This window comes from Streptomyces formicae (assembly GCF_002556545.1).
Taxonomy (GTDB): Bacteria; Actinomycetota; Actinomycetes; order Streptomycetales; family Streptomycetaceae; genus Streptomyces; species Streptomyces formicae_A.
In genome coordinates this window covers 8,582,133-8,604,936 of the sequence record NZ_CP022685.1, presented here as the reverse complement: position 1 = coordinate 8,604,936, position 22,804 = coordinate 8,582,133, and the positions used below count along the sequence as shown (strand labels likewise).

1 protein-coding gene and 1 pseudogene are annotated in these 22,804 nt (G+C 73.0%); both read right to left on the bottom strand.

The genetic code is table 11. The annotated features are described in order from the left end of the window. Positions 1-12 precede the first annotated feature (12 nt). Positions 13-2,532 (bottom strand): annotated as a pseudogene (locus tag KY5_RS43320) (type I polyketide synthase); the annotation flags it as partial. A gap of 69 nt (positions 2,533-2,601) precedes the next feature. Then, positions 2,602-22,758 (bottom strand): type I polyketide synthase, encoded by a 20,157-nt coding sequence (locus KY5_RS37160; RefSeq protein WP_234363046.1) that lies wholly within the window; start codon positions 22,756-22,758, stop codon positions 2,602-2,604. Positions 22,759-22,804: the final 46 nt, after the last annotated feature.

Sequence of the window (22,804 nt, the reverse complement as noted above, 5' to 3'; positions counted from 1 at the left end):
GGGGCCGAGCTCCAGGAAGTTCGTGACGCCCAGGTCGCGCAGGCACCGCACGCCGTCCAGGAACCGCACGGCCTCGCGGACGTGGCGCACCCAGTGCTCGGGGTCGCGCGCCTGCTCGCGGGTGAGCACGGCGCCGGTCAGGGTCGACACGACGGGGATCGAGGGCGTGCCGTACGTGAGGGTGCGCGCGACGGCGCGGAAGTCCGCGAGGACGGCGTCCACGTGCGGGGAGTGGAAGGCGTGGCTGACCTTCAGGTAGCGGGTCTTGCCGCCCTGTTCCCGCCATGCGGCGTCGAGGGCGGCGACCGCGTCGGCGTCGCCCGCGACCACCGTGGACTCGGGGCCGTTGACCGCCGCGACGTCCACCGTGCCGCCGTGCTCGGCGATCAGGCGGCGCACTGTTTCCTCGTCCGCGCGCAGCGACAGCATCGTGCCGCCCTCGGGCAGCGCCCCCATGAGCCTGCCTCGGGCGGCGACGAGGGCGCAGGCGTCGGCGAGGGTGAAGACGCCCGAGGCGTGGGCGGCGGCCAGTTCGCCGATGGAGTGGCCCGCGAGGAACTGCGGGGTGAGGCCCCAGGCCGTGACGAGGCGGAAGAGCGCCACCTCGATCGCGAACAGCGCGGGCTGCGTGTAGGTGGTGAGGTCGAGCAGGGCGGCGGTCTCGGTGCCGGGCTCGGCGAAGAGCACGTCCCGCAGCGGCCGGTCCAGGTGCGGGTCGAGGTGACCGCAGATCTCGTCGAGGGCCCGTGCGAACTCCGGGAACTCCTCGTACAGTTCGCGCCCCATGCCGACGCGCTGGCTGCCCTGTCCGCTGAACAGGAAGGCGAGTTTGCCTCTGCTGCCCACCGTGCCGCGCACCAGGTTCGGTGCCTCGCCGCCGGTGGCCAGGGCCTTGAGGCCGCTGAGCAGTTCCGCGCGGTCCGCGCCGACGACGGCGGCCCGGTGTTCCAGCGCGGTCCTGGTCAGGGCGAGCGAGTAGCCGATGTCCGCGGCCGACGCGTCGCGCGCCGCGGTCCTGCCGCCCTGCCCGTCCACGTGGGACAGGAGGGCGGCGGCGCGCTCGCGCAGCGCGGCGGGGTCGTTGCCCGACAGGACCCACGGCACCGCGTCCGCGAGGACGGGGGCGACGGGCTCGCCGTCGATGACCTCGGTCTCGTCGGCGTCGGTCTCCTCCGCCGGGGCCTGTTCGAGGACGACGTGGGCGTTGGTGCCGCTGATGCCGAACGACGACACCGCCGTTCTGCGCGGCCGTCCCGTCTCCGGCCAGGGCCGCGCCTCGTCGAGGAGTTCCACGGCGCCCGCGGCCCAGTCGACGTGCCGGGAGCGCTCGTCGACGTGCAGGGTCGGCGGCAGCACGCCGTGCCGCATCGCCATGACCATCTTGATGACGCCCGCGGCGCCCGCCGCGGCCTGGGTGTGGCCGATGTTGGACTTCACCGAACCCAGCCACAGCGGCTCGCCGGTGCGGTCCTTGCCGTACGTGGCGAGCAGGGCCTGCGCCTCGATGGGGTCGCCGAGGGTGGTGCCCGTGCCGTGCGCCTCGACCAGGTCGATGTCGCCCGTGGTCAGCCCCGCGCTCTCCAGGGCCTGCCGGATCACGCGCTGCTGCGAGGGGCCGTTGGGCGCGGTCAGGCCGTTGGACGCGCCGTCCTGGTTGACGGCCGAGCCGCGCAGGACCGCGAGGACCTGGTGGCCGTTGCGGCGGGCGTCGGAGAGCCGCTCCAGGAGCAGCATGCCTGCGCCCTCGCCCCAGCCCGTGCCGTCGGCGCTGTCGGCGAAGGACTTGCACCGGCCGTCCGCGGCGAGCCCGCGCTGCTTGCTGAAGCCGATGAACGTGTCCGGGGTCGCCATCACGGTGACACCGCCCGCGAGGGCGAGTCCGCACTCGCCAGAGCGCAGCGCCTGGGCCGCCAGGTGCAGCGTGACCAGGGACGACGAGCACGCCGTGTCGACGGTGACGGCGGGGCCCTCCAGGGCGAACGTGTACGACACGCGGCCTGAGGCGACGCTGCTGAAGCCGCCGGTGCCGAGGAAGCCCTCGACGCCCTCGGGCACGGACCGCAGCCGTGACGTGTAGTCGTGGTACATGACGCCCGCGAAGACGCCCGTCCTGCTGCCGCGCAGGGACGCCGCGTCGATCCCGGCCCGCTCGAACGCCTCCCAGGAGGTCTCCAGGAGGAGGCGCTGCTGCGGGTCCATGGCGAGGGCCTCGCGCGGCGAGATCCCGAACAGCCCCGGATCGAACTCGGCGGCGTCGTGCAGGAAGCCGCCCTCGGTGCGGAAGACCCGGTCGGGGTCCTCGGGGTCGGACAGGGCGACGTCGCCCCAGCCACGGTCGGTGGGGTACGGCGTGACGCCGTCGCGGCCGCCCGCGACCAGGTCCCACAGCTCTTCGGGGGAGCTGACGCCACCGGGGTAGCGGCAGCTCATGCCGATGATCGCGACCGGCTCCTGCTCGCCTTCCTCGACCTCGCGCAACCGCTGGCGGGTCTCGCGCAGGTCAGCGGTGACCCGCTTGAGGAAGTACCGCAGCTTGTCTTCGTTTTCCATGCCTTCTCTACTCCAGAGAACGTCGTGCAAGTGGTGTGGCCGGGCGGCGGGTCAGGAAATGCCGAATTCCTTGCCGAGCAGGTCGAACATCTCGTCGTCCGTCGCGGCGTCGAGGTCGTCGGCCGCCTGCGGCTCTGTGGCCTCTGCGCGGCTGTCGCGCCACGCGGTGAGCAGCGCCGTCAGGCGGGCTCCGACCAGGTCGTCCGCGTCGCCGCCCGCCTCGACCGAGGCGAAGCTCGCCTCGATGCGGCCGAGTTCGGCGAGCAGCGGCGCCACGCCCCCGGGCTCGTCCACGACGAGCGTGTCCACGAGGTGACCGACCAGGTCGAGCGGGGTCGGGTAGTCGAAGACCAGCGTCGCGGGAAGGCGGAGTCCGGTGGCCGCGCCGAGGTGGTTGCGCAGCTCGACCGCCGTGAGCGAGTCGAAGCCGAGCTCGGTGAACGCGCGCCGCTCGTCGACCGCTTCGGCTCCCGGCAGTGCGAGGACCGCGGCGACGTGCGTGCAGACCAGGTCCACCAGGGCGGAGGGACGTTCACTCGCGGGCAGCGCCGCGAGCCGGTCCCGCAGCGCGGCAGCGGGGTCGCCCCCGGTCTCCGCCGCCCTGCGGGTGGTGGTCCGCACCAGGCCGCCGAGCAGCGGCGGCACGACGGCCGCCGCGCGCAGCGCCCGCAGGTCGAGCCGCATGGGCGCCACCACCGGGTCCGCGCCCAGGGCCACCGCGTCGAACAGCTCCAGACCCTCCTCGGGGGTCAGGCCCGCGGCGCCGGTCTCGGCGAGGCGTGCGCCCATGCCGTCCTCGCCGTCCCACAGGCCCCAGGCCAGCGAGGTCGCGGGCAGGCCCTGGGCGTGCCGGTGCTGGGCCAGCGCGTCGAGGAACGCGTTGGCCGCCGCGTAGTTGCCCTGCCCCGCGTTGCCGAAGACACCGGCGGCCGAGGAGAACACCACGAACGCGGACAGGTCCAGGTCGCGGGTCAGCTCGTGCAGGTTCCAGGCCGCGTCGACCTTGGGCCGGAACACGGTGTCGATCCGCTCCGGCGTCAGCGAGCCGACGACACCGTCGTCCAGGACGCCCGCCACGTGGACGACGCCCGTCACGGGGTGCTCGGCGAGGAGCGCCGCCACCGCGTCGCGGTCCGCCACGTCACAGGCGGCCACGGTGACGTCGGCGCCCAGTTCGGTCAACTCGTCGCGCAGTGCGCCGACGTGGCCGCGCCTGCTGGCCAGGACCAGGTCCCGTACGCCGTGCCGTACGACGAGGTGGCGCGCGACCAGGCCGCCGAGCTTGCCGCTCGCCCCTGTCACCAGGACGGCGCCGTCACCGAAGCCCGCGTCTTCGCGCTGCTCCGGGCGGGCCCGCACCAGCCGCGGCGCGAAGGGTTCGCCCGCGCGCACGGCCAGTTCGGGCTCGGGGCTGCCGATGGCCGACTTCCAGCTGTGCTCGTCCTCGACGTCGACCAGGACGAACCGGTCCGGGTTCTCGGACCGCGCCGACCTGACCAGGCCCCACACGGCGGCGGACGCCAGGTCGGGCACATCGTCCCCGGCCCCGACCGCCACCGCGCCACGGGTCACAAGGACCAGCCGCGACGCCGCGCACCGCTCGTCGGCCAGCCAGCCCTGCACCAGCTCGAGAGCGGTGTGGGTCTGCCGGTGCACCGCGTCCGCCGTCATGTCCGCGGGGCGCGCGCAGCGCACCACGGTGTTCTCGGGCAGCGTCTCCCCCGCGTCCAGGGCCGACCGCAGCGCGGCCCAGTCCGCGAACTCCGCGACGGAACCGGCGCTCTGGGCCGCCGCCGGTGCGGGCACCCAGTCGGTACGGAACAGCGCCTCGTGTCCGCGCGACGCACCGAGCGAGCCCGGGGTCACCGCACGGACGACCAGCGAGTCGATCGTGGCGACCGGAGCGCCCGAGCCGTCCGCGACCGTCATGGCCACGCCGTCCGATCCGGCGGGCGTCAACCGCACCCGGAGGACCGTCGCGCCCACCGCGTGCAGGCGTACGCCCGTCCAGGAGAACGGGAGCTTCCCGGTCCCCTCGGCCTGGTCCATCAGGCCGATGCCGTGCAGCGCGGCGTCGAGCAGTGCCGGGTGCAGACCGAACCGGCCCGCTTCCACGTCGTCGGGCAGCGCGACCTCGGCGAACACCTCATCGCCCTTGCGCCACGCGGCCCGCAGGTTCTGGAAGAGCGGCCCGTAGGCGAATCCGCCGTCGGACATGTGGTCGTAGAACCCGTCCAGGTCCACGGAATCGGCTCCCGCCGGCGGCCAGGCGCCGAGGTCGGCGGGGTCGCCCGCGTCGTCCGTCAAGGTGCCGCTCGCATGCCGGACCCACGGCAGGTCGCCGTCCTCGTCGCGGGCGTGCACGGTCACCGGGCGACGGCCCGACGCGTCGGGCGCGCCGACCCGCACCTGGACCTGTACGCCGCCCTGCGCGGGCAGCACCAGGGGCGATTCCAGGGTCAGTTCCTCCACGCAGGCGCAGCCGACCTGATCACCGGCCTGCACCGCGAGCTCGACGAACGCTGTGCCGGGAAGGAGCACCGAGCCCATGATCGCGTGCTCGGCGAGCCACGGGTGCGTACGCAGCGACAGCCTGCCCGTGAACAGGGCGGTGTCCTCGTCCGCGAGGGTGACCGCGGCGCCGAGCAGCGGGTGGTCGGCGGAGCCGAGCCCGAGGCCCGACGCGTCGGTGACGGGCCGCATGCTCGTGTCGGGCCAGAACCGCTGGTACTGGAACGCGTACGTCGGCAGCTCGACGGTGTGGGCGGTGCCCGCGTAGTAGGCGGCCCAGTCGACGGGGATGCCGCGCACGTGCAGGGCGGCGAGCGCGGTCATGACCGCGTCGCCCTCCGCCCGGTCGCCGCGCAGCGCGGGGACGAAGTCGGCGTCCGGCAGGGATTCCTGGCCGAGCGCGGACAGGACGCCGCCGGGTCCGATCTCGACGAGGACGTCCGCGCCCGTGGCGACCACGGCGTCGGCGAACCGCACCGCTTCGCGCACGTGCCGCACCCAGTAGTCGGGCGAGGCGAGTTCCTCGGCGCCCGCCCGCGTTCCGGTGAGCGTCGACACGATCGCGATCTCCGGTGTCCTGGCGGTCACACCTGCCAGGACCTGCCGGAACTCGTCGAGCATCGGGTCCATCAGCGGCGAGTGGAACGCGTGGCTCACACGGAGCTTGCTGATCTTACGTCCCGCGTCGCGCCACCGCTCGGCGACGGCCTCCACGTCGGCGGCGACACCGGAAATGACCACCGCCGAGGGCCCGTTGACCGCCGCGATGCCCACCGTCTCCGGCAGATCGGCGGCGACCTCGTCCTCGGTCGCCTGGATCGCGACCATCGCACCGCCCTCGGGCAGCGCCTGCATCAGACCGGCACGAGCCGATACGACCTTGGCCGCGTCGGCGAGGGACCACACCCCCGACACATGTGCCGCAGCCAGCTCACCGATCGAGTGACCAGCCAACACATCAGGACGTACACCCCACGACTCGAAGAGCCGGAAGAGAGCCACCTCGACCGCGAACAGCGCGGGCTGCGTCACACCCGTCTCGTTCAGCGCGTCCGTGTCCTCCCCGAAGAGGACCTCACGCACCTGCGGGTCGAACTCCGCGAGGACCTGGTTCAGGGCCTCGGCGAAGACCGGGTAGGCGTCGGACAGTTCACGGCCCATGCCGAGCCGCTGCGAACCCTGGCCCGAGAACAGGAAGCCGACCCGGTGCTCGTCGGCGACACCGTTCAGGGCCCCGGCGACCGGACGTCCTTCGACGGCGTTGCTCAGCCCGGCAAGGAGCTCCGGCAGGTCGTGGCCGACGACGGCGAGGCGGTGCTCGAACCCGGCCCGCGAGGTCGCGAGCGCGCGGGCCACGTCCACCGGGTCGAGCCCGGGCCGCGCGGTCAGGTGGTCGCGCAGCCGCGCCGCCTGGTCGCGCAGGGCGTTCTCGGTGCGGCCGGAGAGCAGCCAAGGGCCGATCGGCGCCTCGGTGGCACGCGGCGCCTCGGCGTCCGAGGGCGCCTCGACGATGACGTGCGCGTTGGTGCCGCTGAAGCCGAACGACGACACGCCCGCACGCCGGGGCCGGTCGGCCTCGGGCCACGGCCGCGCCTCGGTGAGGAGTTCCACGGCGCCCGCGGACCAGTCGACGTTCGACGAGGGCTCGTCGGCGTGCAGCGTCTTCGGCAGGACGCCGTTGCGCAGCGCCATGACCACCTTGATGACGCCGCCCACGCCCGCGGCGGCCTGGGTGTGGCCGATGTTGGACTTCAGCGAGCCGAGCCACAGGGGGTCACCCGCGCGGTCACGGCCGTAGGTGGCGAGCAGGGCCTGCGCCTCGATGGGGTCGCCGAGGGTGGTGCCGGTGCCGTGCGCCTCGACGGCGTCGACGTCGGCCGCCGTCAGGCCCGCGTTGGCGAGGGCCTGCCGGATGACGCGCTGCTGGGACGGGCCGTTGGGCGCGGTCAGGCCGTTGGAGGCGCCGTCCTGGTTGACCGCCGTACCGCGGATCACCGCGAGCACCCGGTGGCCGTTGCGCCGCGCGTCAGAGAGACGCTCGAGGACGAGCATGCCCACGCCCTCGCCCCAGCCGGTGCCGTTGGCGTCGTCCGAGAACGAACGGCACCGGCCGTCCGGCGAAAGACCCTGCTGGCGGCTGAAGTCGACGAACGCGCCGGGCGTCGCCATGACCGTCGCGCCGCCCGCGAGCGCCAGCGAGCACTCGCCGGAGCGCAGCGCCCGCACCGCCAGGTGCATGGCGACCAGGGACGACGAGCACGCCGTGTCCACCGTCATCGCGGGGCCTTCGAGGCCGAAGGTGTACGAGAGACGGCCGGAGGCGACGCTGCCCGCGTTGCCCGTGCCGAGGTAGCCCTCGACGCTCTTGGGCGCACCGTGCAGCTGCGTGGCGTAGTCGTGGTACATGACACCCGCGAACACACCGGTCGCGCTGCCCCGCACCGACTTGGGGTCGATGCCCGCCCGCTCGAACGCCTCCCAGGAGGTCTCCAGGAGCAGTCGCTGCTGCGGGTCCATGGCCAGGGCCTCGCGCGGCGAGATGCCGAAGAAGGCCGGGTCGAACATGTCGGCGTCGTGCAGGAAGCCGCCCTCGCGGGTGTAGGAGCTGCCGCCCCGTTCGCCGGAGGGGTCGTAGAGCGCCTCCACGTCCCAGCCGCGCTCGGTCGGGAACGGCGTGATGCCGTCCGCGCCGTCGACGACCAGGCGCCACAGGTCCTCCGGCGAGCGGACGCCACCGGGGTAGCGGCAGCTCATGCCGACGATGGCGATCGCCTCGTCGGCCTCGGCCGGGGCCACCGCGGCGGCCGGGCTCGCGGGCACCAACTCAGCCGATTCGCCGCCCAGTTCGTCGCCGACGAACGCGGCGAGCGCGGTCGGGGTCGGATAGTCGAAGACCAGCGTGGCGGGCAGCCGCAGACCCGTGGCCGTGTTGAGCCGGTTGCGCAGGTCGACGGCGGTCAGCGAGTCGAAGCCGAGCTCCGTGAACGCGTGCCCGGACGCGACCGCCTCCGGCCCCGCGTGGCCGAGGACCATGGCGACCTGGGTGCGGACGAGGTCCAGGAGCACCCGCTCGCGCTCGTCCGCGGTGAGCGGCGCGAGACGGCCCCGCAGAGCGCCCGCCGGGTCGGCACCGGTCCCCGCGGTCCTGCGGTTCGTGGTGCGCACCAGGCCGCTCAACACCGGCGGGATCACCGGGAGTTCGCGTACGGCCCGCAGGTCGAGCCGCATCGGTACGACGACCGGCGCCGCTCCCGCGACGGCCGCGTCGAACAACGCGACGCCCTCGTCTGCGGAGAGGCCGTTGGCGGCGGAGTCCGCCACCTGGGCGCCCATGCCGTCGGCCCACAGGCCCCACGCCAGCGACGTGGCGGGCAGCCCCTGGGCGCGCCTGCGCCGGACGAGCCCGTCGAGGAACGCGTTGGCGGCCGCGTAGTTGCCCTGCCCCGGCGCGCCGAGCGTGCCCGCCACCGAGGAGAACAGGACGAACGCCGTCAGGTCCAGGTCGCGGGTCAGCTCGTGCAGGTGCCGCGCCGCGTCGACCTTGGGCCGGAACACGGTGTCGATCCGGTCCGCGGTCAGCGAGCCGATCGTGCCGTCGTCCAGGACACCCGCGGTGTGCACGACGGCGGTCACGGGGTGCTCGGCGAGCAGCGCGGCCAGCGCGTCGCGGTCGGCGACGTCGCAGGCGACCACGGCGACCTCGGCGCCCCGCGCGACCAGTTCGTCACGCAGCTCGTCGGCGCCCGGCGCGGCCGCACCGCGCCTGCTGGCGAGGACCAGCCTGCCGACGCCGTGCCGCTCGACGAGGTGCCGGGCGAACAGACCGCCGAGGGCGCCCGAGGCGCCGGTCACAAGGACCGTGCTGTCGGGCCCGAACGCCGCTTCCTCAGCACCGACTTCGGCCTTGACCCGCGCGAGCCGGGCCACGTGGACGTTCCCGTCGCGCACCGCGACCTGGGATTCCCCGGTCGCCACGGCGGACCACAGGGCGGCCGCGTCGTCCACATCGACGTCGACCAGGACGAGGCGGTCGGGGTTCTCCACCTGAGCCGTCCGCACCATGCCCCACACGGCGGCGGACGCCAGGTCGGGCACGTCGTCCCCGGCCCCGACCGCCACCGCGCCACGGGTCACGAGCACGAGCCGCGACGCCGCGCACCGCTCGTCGGCGAGCCAACCCTGCACCAGCTCAAGGGCGTTCAGGACCGCTTGGCGTACGTCGTCCACGCCGTGCGAGTCGACGCACCGCACCACGGCGTGGTCCGGCAGCGTCTCCCCCGCGTCGAGGGCCGACCGCAGCGCGGCCCCGTCCGCGAACTCGGCGACCGAGCCCGCGCCCTGGGCGGAGGCCGGTGCGGACACCCAGTCCAGGTGGAAGAGCGACTCCCAGCCCTGGCGCGACAGCGTCGCCGTCACGGGGCGCAGCACCAGCGAGTCGATCGTGGCGACCGGGGCACCGGCCCCGTCCACGACCGTCAGCGCCACACCGTCCGATCCGGCGGGCGAAAGCCGCACCCGGAGCACCGTCGCACCGGAGGCGTGCAGCCGCACACCCGTCCAGGAGAACGGCAGCTTGCCGGGCCCTTCGGCCGCGCTCATCAGGCCGATGCCGTGCAACGCGGCGTCGAGCAGCGCGGGATGCAGACCGAAGCCGCCCGCCTCCACGCCCTCGGGCAGCGCGACCTCGGCGAACACCTCGTCGCCCTTGCGCCACGCGGCCCGCAGCCCCTGGAACACCGGACCGTAGCCGAAGCCGCCGTCGGACATGCGGTCGTAGAGACCGTCCAGGTCCACGGAATCCGCCCCGGCGGGCGGCCACGCGCCGAGACCGGCCGACGGCGCGTCCGCGCCGTCCACGAGCACACCGCTCGCGTGCCGCACCCACACGTCACCGTCGTCGCCACGGGCGTGCACGGTCACCGAGCGACGCCCGGTCCCGTCGGCCGCGCCCACCTGCACCTGCACGCGCACGCCACCGCGCTCGGGCACCACGAGCGGCGCCTCGAGGGTCAGTTCCTCGACCAGGTCGCAGCCGATCTGGTCGCCCGCGCGGATCGCCAGCTCCAGGAACGCCGTCCCCGGCAGCAGGATCGAGCCCTGGATCACGTGATCGGCGAGCCACGGGTGGGTCTCCACGGACAGGCGGCCGGTGAAGAGCTCCCCGTCCGAGTCCGCCGTGTCGACGATCGCGCCGAGCAGCGGGTGCCCGGCCGAGCCGAGCCCGGCGGCGTTCAGGTCACCCGCGCCCACTCCGGCGTCCAGCCAGTAACGCTGGTGCTGGAAGGCGTACGTCGGCAGGTCCACGCGCCGCGCGCCACGCCCGGCGAAGAACGCCTCCCAGTCGAGACGCACACCCCGCGCACACACCTGCGCCACCGCGGAGACCAGCGCGGACTCCTCCGGCTGACCGTTCACCTGATCGGTACGGAGTACGGGGACGAAGGCGGCGTCCGGCGCGGACTCCTGGCCGAGGGCGGAGAGGGTGCCGCCGGGGCCGACCTCGATGAAGGTGACGAGGCCCTCCGCCGCCAGCGTCTTCACGGCGTCGGCGAAGCGGACCGACTCGCGGACGTGGCGTACCCAGTAGTCCGGCGAGGCCAGCTCGTCGGCGGAGGCACGTACGCCGGTCAGGGTGGACACGATCGGGATCGAGGGGGCCTCGTAGGAGACGCCCTCAAGGACCTGGCGGAAGTCATCCAGCATCGGGTCCATCAGCGGCGAGTGGAACGCGTGACTCACGCGGAGCTTGGTGACCTTGCGGCCAGCCTCACGCCACTTCTCTCCCACGGCCTCCACGTCGGCCGCGACACCGGAAATGACCACGGACGACGGGCCGTTGACCGCGGCGATGCCGACCGTCTCCGACAGGTCCCCGGCGATCTCCTCTTCGGTCGCCTGGATCGCGACCATCGCGCCACCCTCGGGCAGCGCCTGCATCAGCCCCGCACGAGCCGACACCACCTTCACGGCGTCACTCAGGGACCAGACACCCGCGACATGGGCCGCTGCGAGCTCGCCGATCGAGTGACCAGCCAGCACGTCAGGGCGTACGCCCCACGACTCAAGAAGCCGGAACAGCGCCACCTCCACCGCGAACAGCGCGGGCTGCGTCACACCCGTCTCGTTCAGCGCGTCGGCATCCTCACCGAACAGCACCTCACGCACCTCAGGCGCCAGCAGATCAAGCACCTCGTCCAGAGCGGCGGCGAACACCGGGAAACGGGACGCCAGTTCACGCCCCATCCCCAGCCGCTGCGAACCCTGACCCGAGAACAGGAAACCCACACCGCCCGGTGCGACCGCACCCGTGACCAGGCCGGGGAACGGGCGCCCCTCGGCCAGCGCGGTGAGCCCGTCCAGGAGGGCCGCGTGGTCGTCGCCCACCACGACCGCCCTGTGTTCGAAGGCCGACCGGGTCGTCGCCAGGGCGTACCCGATGTCCTGTGCGCGGCTCGGCTCATCGTGCTCGGCGGGCGCGCCCGTGACGTGCTCCCGCAGCCGTACGGCCTGGTCCCGCAGGGCCTCCGCGGTCCGCGCGGACAGCACCCACGGCACGACGCCGCCGTCGGCGGGGGCAGAAGCCTGGGCGGGGTCCTCGCTCGGCGCGTACTCGATGATGGTGTGCGCGTTCGTGCCGCTGATGCCGAACGACGAGATGCCCGCACGGCGCAGGTGACCGGTCTCCGGCCACGGCCTGGACTCCGTGAGGAGTTCGACGGAGCCCGCCGACCAATCCACCTTCGTCGAGGGCTCGTCGACGTGCAGGGTCGGCGGCAGTACGCCGTGGCGCAGCGCCATGACCATCTTGATGATGCCCGCCACACCGGCGGCGGCCTGGGTGTGACCGAGGTTCGACTTGATGGAGCCGAGCAGCAGCGGCCGGTCGGCATCGCGGTCCTGGCCGTAGGTGGCGAGCAGGGCCTGCGCCTCGATCGGGTCACCGAGGGTGGTGCCGGTGCCGTGCGCCTCGACGGCGTCGACATCGGACGGTGCCAGTCCGGCGCTCGCCAGGGCCTGGCGGATGACGCGCTGCTGCGAGGGACCGTTCGGAGCGGTCAGACCGTTGGACGCGCCGTCCTGGTTCACCGCCGAACCCCGTACGACGGCGAGTACCGGATGGCCGTTGCGGCGGGCGTCGGAGAGCCGCTCGACGAGCAGCATGCCGACGCCTTCGCCCCATCCCGTGCCGTCGGCGCTGTCGGAAAACGACTTGCAGCGGCCGTCCGAGGACAGGCCGCGCTGGCGGCTGAAGTCGATGAACGTGCTGGGCGTCGACATCACGGCGACACCACCGGCGAGCGCCATCTCGCACTCGCCCTGGCGCAGCGCCTGGATCGCCCAGTGCAGGGCGACAAGCGAGGAGGAACAGGCGGTGTCGACGGTGACGGCCGGGCCTTCGAGGCCGAGCGCGTAGGCGACGCGACCTGACGCGACGCTGCCGGAGCCGCCGGTTCCGAGGTAGCCCTCGACCTCCTCCGACACGGAGCGCAGCCGCGCCACGTAGTCGTGGTACATGACGCCCGCGAAGACGCCGACCGCCTTGCCCTTGGCGGAGTTGGGGTCGATGCCCGCCCGCTCGAACGCCTCCCAGGAGGTTTCGAGGAGGAGGCGCTGCTGCGGGTCCATGGCCAGGGCCTCGCGCGGCGAGATGCCGAAGAACGCCGGGTCGAACAGGTCGGCGTCGTGCAGGAAGCCGCCTTCACGGGCGGTGGAGCTGCCCGTGCGCTCGGGGTCCGGGTCGTACAGGGCGTCGGTGTCCCAGCCCCGGTTGACGGGGAACTCGCTGATGGCGTCGGTGCCGTCGAGCACGAGCCGCCACAGGTCCTCCGGCGATGCGACGCCGCCGGGGAAGCGGCAGCTCATGCCGACGATCGCGATCGGCTCGTCGGATGCCGCGACGACGGTGCGCGTGGGCGCGGCGACGACAGGCGCGCCCGCGATCTCGGTGCTGATGAACGCGGCGAGCGCGGCGGGGTTCGGGTGGTCGAAGACGAGCGTGGCGGGCAGGCGCAGCTCGGTGGCCGCGTTGAGGTGGTTGCGCAACTCCACGGAGCTGAGCGAGTCGAAGCCCAACTCGCGGAAGGCGCGGTCGGGTTCGACGGCGTGCGCCGAGCTGTGCCCGAGCACGGCGGCGGCGTGCGTACGGACGAGGTCGAGGAGCGCCTTCTCCCGCTCGCTCTCGGTCAGCCCCGCGAGGGACTGCGCGAGCGCGGACCGGTCGGCGGCCTCGGCGGTCCTGCGGGCCGTGTTCCGCACCAGGCCGCGCAGCAGGTGGAGTACGGGATGGGTACGGGCGAAGCGACGCAGCACCGCGAAGTCCATCGGGACGGGCGCCAGGAGCGCACGTCCCGTGGAGGTCGCCGCGTCGAACAGGGCCAGGCCCTGGGCAGGGCCCAGCGGGATCGCACCGCCGCTGGTGATGCGGCGTACGTCGGTGTCGTCGAGGCTGCCCGCCATGCCACCGCCCGTGGCCCACAGGCCCCAGGCCAGCGATGTCGCGGCCAGACCGCTCGCGCGGCGGTGCTGGGCGAGCGCGTCCAGGAAGGCGTTGGCCGCCGCGTAGTTGCCCTGACCCGGACCACCGAACACACCAGCGGCGGAGGAGAACATCACGAACGCCGACAGGTCCAGGTCCCGAGTCAGCTCGTGCAGATGCCAGGCGGCATCGACCTTGGGCCGGAACACACCGTCGATACGCTCAGGAGTGAGCGAGCCGATCACACCGTCGTCCAGGACACCCGCGGTGTGCACGACGGCGGAGATCTCGTGCGCGGACAGAAGGGCTGCCACCGCATCCCGGTCGGACACGTCACACGCCGCGAACGTCACCTCGGCGCCCTGCGCGACGAGTTCATCGCGCAGTTCCGCGGCTCCCTCGGCGTCGGCGCCGCGCCTGCTGACCAGCAACAGGTTGCGCACGTCACGCTCGGCGACCAGGTGCCGGGCGACCAGACCGCCCAGGGTGCCCGTCGCACCCGTGATCAGGACCGCACCGTCACCGAAGCCCGGCTCGTCCACCACGGACCGGGCGGCGCGGGCCAGGCGCGGGGCGCTGGCGGCGCCCGCACGCAACGCCAACTGCGGTTCGCCCGTGGCCAGTACGGCAGGCAGTACATCGAGGGAAGCAGCCTCGTCGAGGTCGACAAGGACAATTCGGTCGGGGTTCTCCGACTGCGCCGAGCGCACCAGGCCCCAGACGGCGGCATGGGCGAGATTCCGTACGTCCTCACCGTCCTCGGTAGCGACGGCGCGACGCGTCACGATGACCAGACGCGCGGCGTCGAACCGCTCCTCGCCGAGCCACGTCTGGATCGCGTCGAGCGCCCAGTGCGCGGCCTCGTGCGCGTCGGCCGCCGGGTCGGAGGTGGCCTCGACCGGGCAGGACAGGGCGACGTAGTCAGTCAACTCAGCTGTTGACGAAGCCAGTTCGGCAAGGTCGCTGGCCCACTCGACCGTCGGGGCGACGTCCTCGACCAACGGCACCGGCGCCCAGTCCACACCGAACAGCGCATCGTCGTGCGCGTCGGCGGCGGCCTGGACCGGGGCGGCCGGGCGAAGGATCAGCGAGTCGATCGTGGCGACCGGCGCACCGGCGCCGTCCGCGATCGTCAGCGACACCCCGTCGGGGCCTGTGGTCGTGAGGCGCACCCGCAGCGCCGTCGCGCTGGAGGCATGCAGGCGCACACCCGACCAGGAGAACGGCAGCTTGCCCGTGGTGTCGGCCTCGTTCGTCAGGCCGGTGGCGTGCAGCGCGGCGTCGAGCAGCGCCGGGTGGAGGCCGAAACCCTCCGCCTTGACGCCCTCGGGCAGCGCGACCTCGGCGAGCACCTCGTCACCGTGGCGCCAGGCGGCCCGCAGGCCCCGGAACACCGGGCCGTAGCCGAACCCGGCTTCGGACATGGCCTCGTAGAACCCGTCCAGGTTCACGGGCTCTGCCCCAGCGGACGGCCACTCGACCAGCGCCTCCCCGCCGGAACGTCCGCCGGAACGCAGCACACCGGTAGCGTGCCGGGTCCACGAACGACCGTCCTCCATGTCACCCGTGCTGGAGTGGAAAGTCACCTCCCGCCGCCCGGAACCGTCCTCGGCACCGACCCACACCTGCACCCGCACCGCACCGCTCTCGGGCAGGACGAGCGGCGCTTCCAGCGTTAGCTCCTCGACCAAGTCACACCCGACCTGGTCACCCGCACGGACCGCCAGGTCCAGGAACGCCGTACCCGGCAGCAGAACCGATCCCATGACCGCGTGGTCGGCCAGCCACGGATGCGTCTGCACGGAAAGACGGCCGGTGAGCAACACACCGTCCGTGCCGCCGAGTACGACGGTCGCACCAAGGAGCGGATGCTCGGCGGGACCGAGCCCCGCCGCCGCGACGTCGCCGATCAGCGGCTGCACGTCGGGCCAGTAGTCATCGCGCTGGAAGGCGTACGTGGGCAGGTCGACGCGCCGTGTTCCGTGACCGGCGAAGAAGACGCTCCAGTCCACTCGGACACCGTGAACGTGCAAACGCCCCACGGCAGTTGTGACGGCCAGCGCCTCCGGGCGCTCACCGCGCAGCACGGGTACGAGGGTGGCGTCCGGCGCGGATTCCTGACCGAGGGCGGAGAGCGTGCCGCCGGGACCGACCTCGACGAACGTGCCCACACCCTCGGCGGCGAGCGTGCTCACCGCGTCGGCGAAACGTACCGACTCGCGCACGTGGCGTACCCAGTAGTCCGGGGAGGACAGCTCGTCGGCGGTGGCGCGCACGCCGGTCAGCGTCGAGACGATCGGGAGCGAGGGAGCCTCGTACGACACGCTCTCAAGCACCGTACGGAACTCGTCCAGCATCGGGTCCATCAGCGGCGAGTGGAACGCGTGACTCACGCGGAGCTTGGCGACCTTGCGGCCAGCCTCACGCCACTTCTCCCCCACGGCCTCCACGTCGGCCGCGACACCGGAAATCACCACGGACGACGGGCCGTTGACAGCTGCGATGCCGACGGTCTCCGACAGGTCTCCGGCGATCTCCTCCTCGGTCGCCTGGATCGCGACCATCGCGCCACCCTCGGGCAGCGCCTGCATCAGACCCGCACGCGCCGACACCACCTTCACGGCGTCGGACAGCGTCCACACACCCGACACATGGGCCGCAGCCAGCTCACCGATCGAGTGACCAGCCAGCACATCAGGACGTACGCCCCACGACTCAAGAAGCCGGAACAGCGCCACCTCCACCGCGAACAACGCAGGCTGCGTCACCCCCGTCTCGTTCAGCGCATCCGCGTCGTCCCCGAACAGCACCTCACGCACCTGAGGCACCATCAGCCCAAGGGCCTCATCCAGAGCTGCGGCGAACACCGGGAAACGAGAGGCCAGTTCACGCCCCATCCCCAGCCGCTGCGAACCCTGCCCCGAGAACAGGAAACCCACCCGGCCCGGCTCATCGGCCACACCCGTCACCACGGCGCCGGACACCTGGCCCTCGGCAACCGCCGTCAGCGCGTCGAGCAACTCCGACCGGTCGGCGCCGACCACCACCGCGCGGTGCTCCAACACCGCACGCGAGGTCACCAGCGCCTGGCCCACATCCAGTACGGACAGGTCACCCGACGCCTCCACGAAGGACTTCAGACGCGCCGCCTGCTCGCGCAGCGCCTCCCCGTTCCGCGCCGACAGCACCCACGGCAGTAGACGACCGTCCTCGGGCGGCTCCTCGATCTCCACCGGCTCCGGCGTCGGAGCCTGCTCCACGATCACGTGTGCGTTGGTGCCGCTGAAGCCGAAGGACGACACACCCGCACGCCACGGTCGGTCGGCGGCAGGCCACTCGCGCTCGTCGGAGAGCAGCTCGACCGCGCCCGCGGTCCAGTCGACGTGCGGCGAAGGCTCGTCCGCGTGGAGGGTCTTGGGCAGCACGCCGTGGTGCATCGCCATGACCATCTTGATCACACCCGCCACACCGGCGGCCGCCTGCGTGTGACCGATGTTCGACTTCAACGAGCCGAGCCACAGGGGCCGGTCGGCGTCGCGGTCCTGGCCGTACGTGGCGAGGAGCGCCTGGGCCTCGATCGGGTCGCCCAGCTTGGTGCCCGTGCCGTGCGCCTCGACCGCGTCCACGTCGGACGGGGCGAGACCGGCCGTCGCGAGCGCCTGACGGATCACACGCTGCTGCGACGGGCCGTTGGGCGCGGTGAGGCCGTTGGACGCGCCGTCCTGGTTCACCGCGGAGCCGCGTACGACCGCGAGGACCTTGTGGCCGTTGCGCTCGGCGTCCGAAAGGCGCTCCACGAACAGCATGCCGACGCCCTCGCCCCAGCCCGTGCCGTCCGCGCCCGCGCCGAACGCCTTGCAGCGGCCGTCCTCGGCCAGCCCGCGCTGGCGGCTGAACTCGATGAACGAGCTGGGGGTGGACATCACCGTCACGCCGCCCGCCAGGGCCAGTTCGCACTCGCCCTTCTGGAGCGCCTGCACCGCGAGGTGGAGGGCGACGAGGGACGACGAGCAGGCCGTGTCGACCGTGACCGCGGGGCCTTCGAGGCCGAAGGTGTAGGAGAGGCGCCCTGAGGCGACGCTCGCCGCGTTGCCGGTGCCCGCGTAGCCGCCCGAGTCCTCGGCGGAGGCGCTCAGGATCCAGCCGTAGTCCTGCATGTTCGAGCCGACGAACACGCCCACGCGCTCACCGCGCAGGGAGGCGGGGTCGACACCCGCACGCTCGAAGGCCTCCCAGGAGGTTTCCAGGAGCAGTCGCTGCTGCGGGTCCATGGCGAGGGCCTCGCGCGGCGAGATGCCGAAGAAGGCCGCGTCGAAGCCGCTCACACCCGACAGGAACGCGCCGGACCGGGAGTAGGAGGTGCCGATCGAGTCCGGGTCGGGGTCGTAAAGACCCTCGAGGTCCCAGCCGCGGTCGGTCGGGAAGTCGGATACGGCGTCGCCGCCCGCCCGGAGCACCTGCCACAGCTCCTCCGGGCTGGTCACACCGCCCGGGAGGCGGCAGGCCATGCCCACGATCGCGATCGGCTCGTCGGAGACGTCGGTCACGGTGGCCGAAGCCGTGGTGGCCGCGACCGCTCCGCACACCTCGGCCCGCAGGTAGGCGGCGAGCACGGCCGCGTTCGGATAGTCGAAGACGAGGGTCGTGGGCAGCGCGACCCCGGTGGCCTCGCTGAGCCGACTGCGCAGCTCCACCGCCGTCAGCGAGTCGAAGCCCAGGTCACGGAAGGCACGCGTCGCCGGGAGCGCGTCACCGGACGCGTGCCCGAGGACCGCCGCGGCCTCGTACCGGACGAGCTCGGTGAGCTGTCGCTCCTGCTCCGCCTCGTCCAGACCGGCGAGCCGCCGCGCCAGATCCGAGGCGCCCTGCTCGGGTGCCGCGGTCTCGAACGCGGCCCGCACCTGCGGGAGTTCGCTCAGCAGCGGGCTGGGCCGCTGCGCCATGAACGTGGCCGCGAACCGCGCCCAGTCCACGTCGGCGATGGCGACGTTCCCGTCACCGCTCTCCAACGCCGTGGCCAGGCCCACGATGGCCACCGCCGGAGCCATCGAGGGCAGACCCCGGCGCTTCAGCTGCGCCCCGGCGTCCTGCCCGGCGTTGGCGACCATGCCGCCGTCGGCCCACGGGCCCCAGGCCACCGCCGTGGCGGGCAGACCCGCGGCCCTGCGGTGCTCGGCCAGCGCGTCCAGGTAGGCGTTCGCCGCACCGTAGGCGGCCTGCGCGCCACTGCCCCACACACCCGAGATCGACGAGAACATCACGAACGCGTCCAACGGCGTGTCGGCGAGCAGCTCGTGCAGGTGCCGCGCACCGACGGCCTTCGCCGCCAGCACGTCGGCGAACTCCCCAAGGGAGTCCGGGTCGGACGGGTCGATGTCGGCGAGCACGGTGGAGCGCTCGATGCCCGCCGCGTGCACGACCGCGTTCAGCTCGGGGACACCCGCGAGGAGTGCCGCGACCGAGTCACGGTCCGTCATGTCGCACGCGGCGAACGTCACCCGCGCGCCCAACTCGACCAGTTCCGCTTCCAGTTCGGCCGCACCCGTCGCGTCGGCGCCACGACGGCTCGCGAGCACCACGTGCTCGGCGCCGTTGCCGGCGAGCCAGCGCGACACGTGCCCGCCGAGCGCGCCGAGTCCGCCGGTGACCAGGACCGTGCCGCGCGGCGTCCAGCCGCTCCCGCTCGCCTTGCGCAGCGGGGCGGGGGCAAGGCGGCGGCCGAGGATCCCGGTGCCGCGTACGGCGACCTGGTCCTCGCCCTCCAGTCCGGCGAGGACCGAGACCAGCAGGTCCCCGGTCGACTCGTCGGCCGCGTCCGGCACGTCGACGAGACCGCCCCAACGATCCGACAACTCCAGCGCGGCCACCCGGCCGAGGCCCCACACCATCGACTGCCCGAACCCGGCGACCGGATCGCCCGGGGCCGCCGCCACCGCACCCGACGTCAGGCACCACAACGGCGCCGACACACCGGCAGCACCGAGCGCCCGCAGCAGGCCGACCGTGGCCCCGACACCCGTGGGCACCACCGATTCACCGGCGTCCGCGAGCCCCAGCAGGGAGACGACACCGCTCAGCGCGGGCAGCCCGTTCAACTGCCCGGCCCAGTCGGACGACTCCAAATCCACCGCCAGGACGTGCGCCTCGGCACCATTCCTGACCAGCGCGTCCCGCACCCAGTCGATCCGGTCCTCGCCCGCCGGAGCCACGACCAGCCACGTACCGTCAAGACGCCCGGACCCGGCAGCCACCGGCCGCCACTCGACCCCGTACCGCCAGCCCTCCACGGCGGCCCGGCCCTGCTGCTCCTTGCGCCACGCGGAAAGACGCGGCAGCACGGCACTCAGCGGGGCATCGGACGACACGTCCAACGTGCGCGCGAGATCGGCGATGTCACCGTCCTCGACGACACCCCAGAACCGCGCGTCCACCGGGGACAGCGACGCGGCATCCGCATCGACGTCCGCGTCGGCAGGTACGGCGTCCAGCCAGTAGCGCTCGCGCTGGAAGGCGTACGTCGGCAGGTCGACACGGCGCGTCACGTGACCGGCGAAGAAGGCGTCCCAGTCCACGGTCACACCGCGTACGTGCAGGTGCCCCGCGGCCGTCGTGACCGCCAGCGCCTCGGGGCGGTCGCCGCGCAGGGCGGGGACGAAGGCGGCGTCTGGCGCGGACTCCCGGCCGAGGGCGGACAGCGTGCCACCCGGGCCGACCTCGACGAACGTGCCCACACCGTCGGCGACGAGCGTGCTCACCGCGTCGGCGAAACGCACCGACTCGCGCACGTGACGCACCCAGTAGTCCGGGGAGGACAACTCCTCGGCGGTGGCACGTGCGCCGGTCAGAGTGGACACGATCGGGATCGCGGGAGCCTCGTACGACACGCTCTCAAGCACCGTACGGAAGTCGTCCAGCATCGGGTCCATGAGCGGCGAGTGGAAGGCGTGGCTCACGCGGAGCTTGGTGACCTTGCGGCCCGCCTCACGCCACTTCTCCCCCACAACCTCCACGTCAGCCGCGACACCGGAAATCACCACGGACGAGGGCCCGTTGACCGCCGCGATACCGACCGTCTCCGACAGGTCCGTGGCGACCTCGTCCTCGGTGGCCTGGATGGCGACCATCGCGCCGCCCTCGGGCAGCGCCTGCATCAACGCACCTCGCGCCGACACGACCTTCACGGCGTCGCTCAAGGACCACACACCCGACACATGGGCCGCTGCGAGCTCGCCGATCGAGTGACCAGCAAGGACGTCAGGACGTACGCCCCACGACTCAAGCAGCCGGAACAGCGCCACCTCCACCGCGAACAGCGCAGGCTGCGTCACACCCGTCTCATTCAGCGCATCGGCGTCCTCACCAAAGAGAACCCCACGCACCTCAGGCACCATTAGCCCAAGGACCTCGTCCAGAGCTGCGGCGAACACCGGGAAACGCTGGGCCAGTTCACGACCCATCCCCAACCGCTGCGAACCCTGGCCCGAGAACAAGAAACCCACCCGGCCCGGCTCATCGGCCACACCCGTGACCGCGCCACCGGTAGGCCGACCCTCGGCCACCGCCGTCAGCGCGTCGAGCAGTTCCGACCGCTCGGCACCGGCCACCACCGCACGGTGCTCCAACACCGCACGCGAGGAGATCAGCGCACGGCCCACATCCAGTACGGACAGGTCACCCGACGCCTCAACGAAGGACTTCAGGCGCGCCGCCTGCTCGCGCAGGCCCTCGACGCTGCGGCCCGAAAGGACCCACGGCAGCAGGCCACCGTCGTGCGTCGTCGGTTCCGCGGCCTCCACCGGCTCGACGACAGGAGCCTGCTCCACGATCACATGTGCGTTCGTGCCGCTCACACCGAACGACGACACACCCGCGCGCCACGGCTGGCCGGTCTCCGGCCACGGCTTGGCCTCCGTCAGGAGCTCCACTCCGCCCGCGGACCAGTCCACGTGTGAGGTCGGCTCGTCGACGTGGAGGGTCTGGGGCAGTACGCCGTGGCGCATCGCCATGACCATCTTGATCACACCCGCCACACCGGCCGCTGCCTGGGTGTGACCGATGTTCGACTTGATCGAGCCGAGCAGGAGCGGCCGGTCTGCGGGGCGGCCCTGGCCGTAGGTCACCAGGAGGGCCTGGGCCTCGATCGGGTCGCCGAGCTTCGTGCCGGTGCCGTGCGCCTCGACCGCGTCCACCTGGGCGGCGGAGAGGCGCGCGCTCGCCAGGGCCTGGCGGATCACGCGCTGCTGCGAGGGGCCGTTGGGCGCGGTGAGGCCGTTGGACGCACCGTCCTGGTTCACCGCTGAACCGCGGATCACGCCGAGGACCTCGTGGCCGTTGCGCTGCGCGTCGGAGAGCCGCTCCAGGAGGAGCAGGCCGACGCCCTCGCCCCAGCCGGTGCCGTCCGCGGCGTCGGCGAACGCCTTGACCCGGCCGTCCTCCGCAAGTCCGCGCTGGCGGCTGAAGTCGATGAAGCCGCCTGGCGTCGACATCAGCGTGACGCCGCCCGCGAGGGCGAGCGGGCACTCGCCGTGCCGCAGCGCGTGCACCGCGAGGTGCAGGGCGACCAGGGACGAGGAGCAGGCGGTGTCGATGGTGAGCGCGGGGCCCTCGAAGCCGAACGTGTAGGAGATGCGGCCCGAGATGACGCTCGCCGCGTTGCCGGTGCCGAGGTAGCCCTCGTAGCCTTCGGGCGCGCCGGTGAGCAGGCGGGCCAGGTAGTCCTGGCCGTTGGTGCCGACGAACACGCCGGAGCGGCTGCCCCGCATCGCCTGCGGGTCGATGCCCGCCCGCTCGAAGGCCTCCCAGGAGGTTTCCAGGAGGAGGCGCTGCTGCGGGTCCATGGCCGCGGCCTCGCGCGGCGATATCCCGAAGAAGGCGGGGTCGAAGTCCGCGACGTCGTGGATGAACCCGCCTTCGCGGGTGTAGCAGGTGCCCTGGCGGTCGGGGTCGTCGTCGAAGAGCGCCTCCAGGTCCCAGCCGCGGTCGGTGGGGAAGGCGGAGACCGCGTCCGTACCGTCCTCGAGGAGGCGCCACAGGTCTTCCGGCGACCGCACGCCGCCGGGGAACCGGCAGCTCATGCCGACGATCGCGATCGGCTCGACCTCGCGCTCCTCGGCCTCGCGCAGCTTGCCGCGCGCCTCCTGCAGGTCTACGGAGGCCCGCCGGAGGTAGTCGAGGTACTTCTCCTCGTTGGACATGTGCTTGGACCCTTCAGATGTGTTCATGAGCTCAGGACCTACCGAGTTGTTCGTCGAGCAGCGCGAGCGGCTG

Coding starts and splice junctions, on each gene's coding strand:
- KY5_RS37160 (WP_234363046.1), bottom strand. CDS start 22,758: ATGAACACATCTGAAGGGTCCAAGCACATGTCCAACGAGGAGAAGTAC.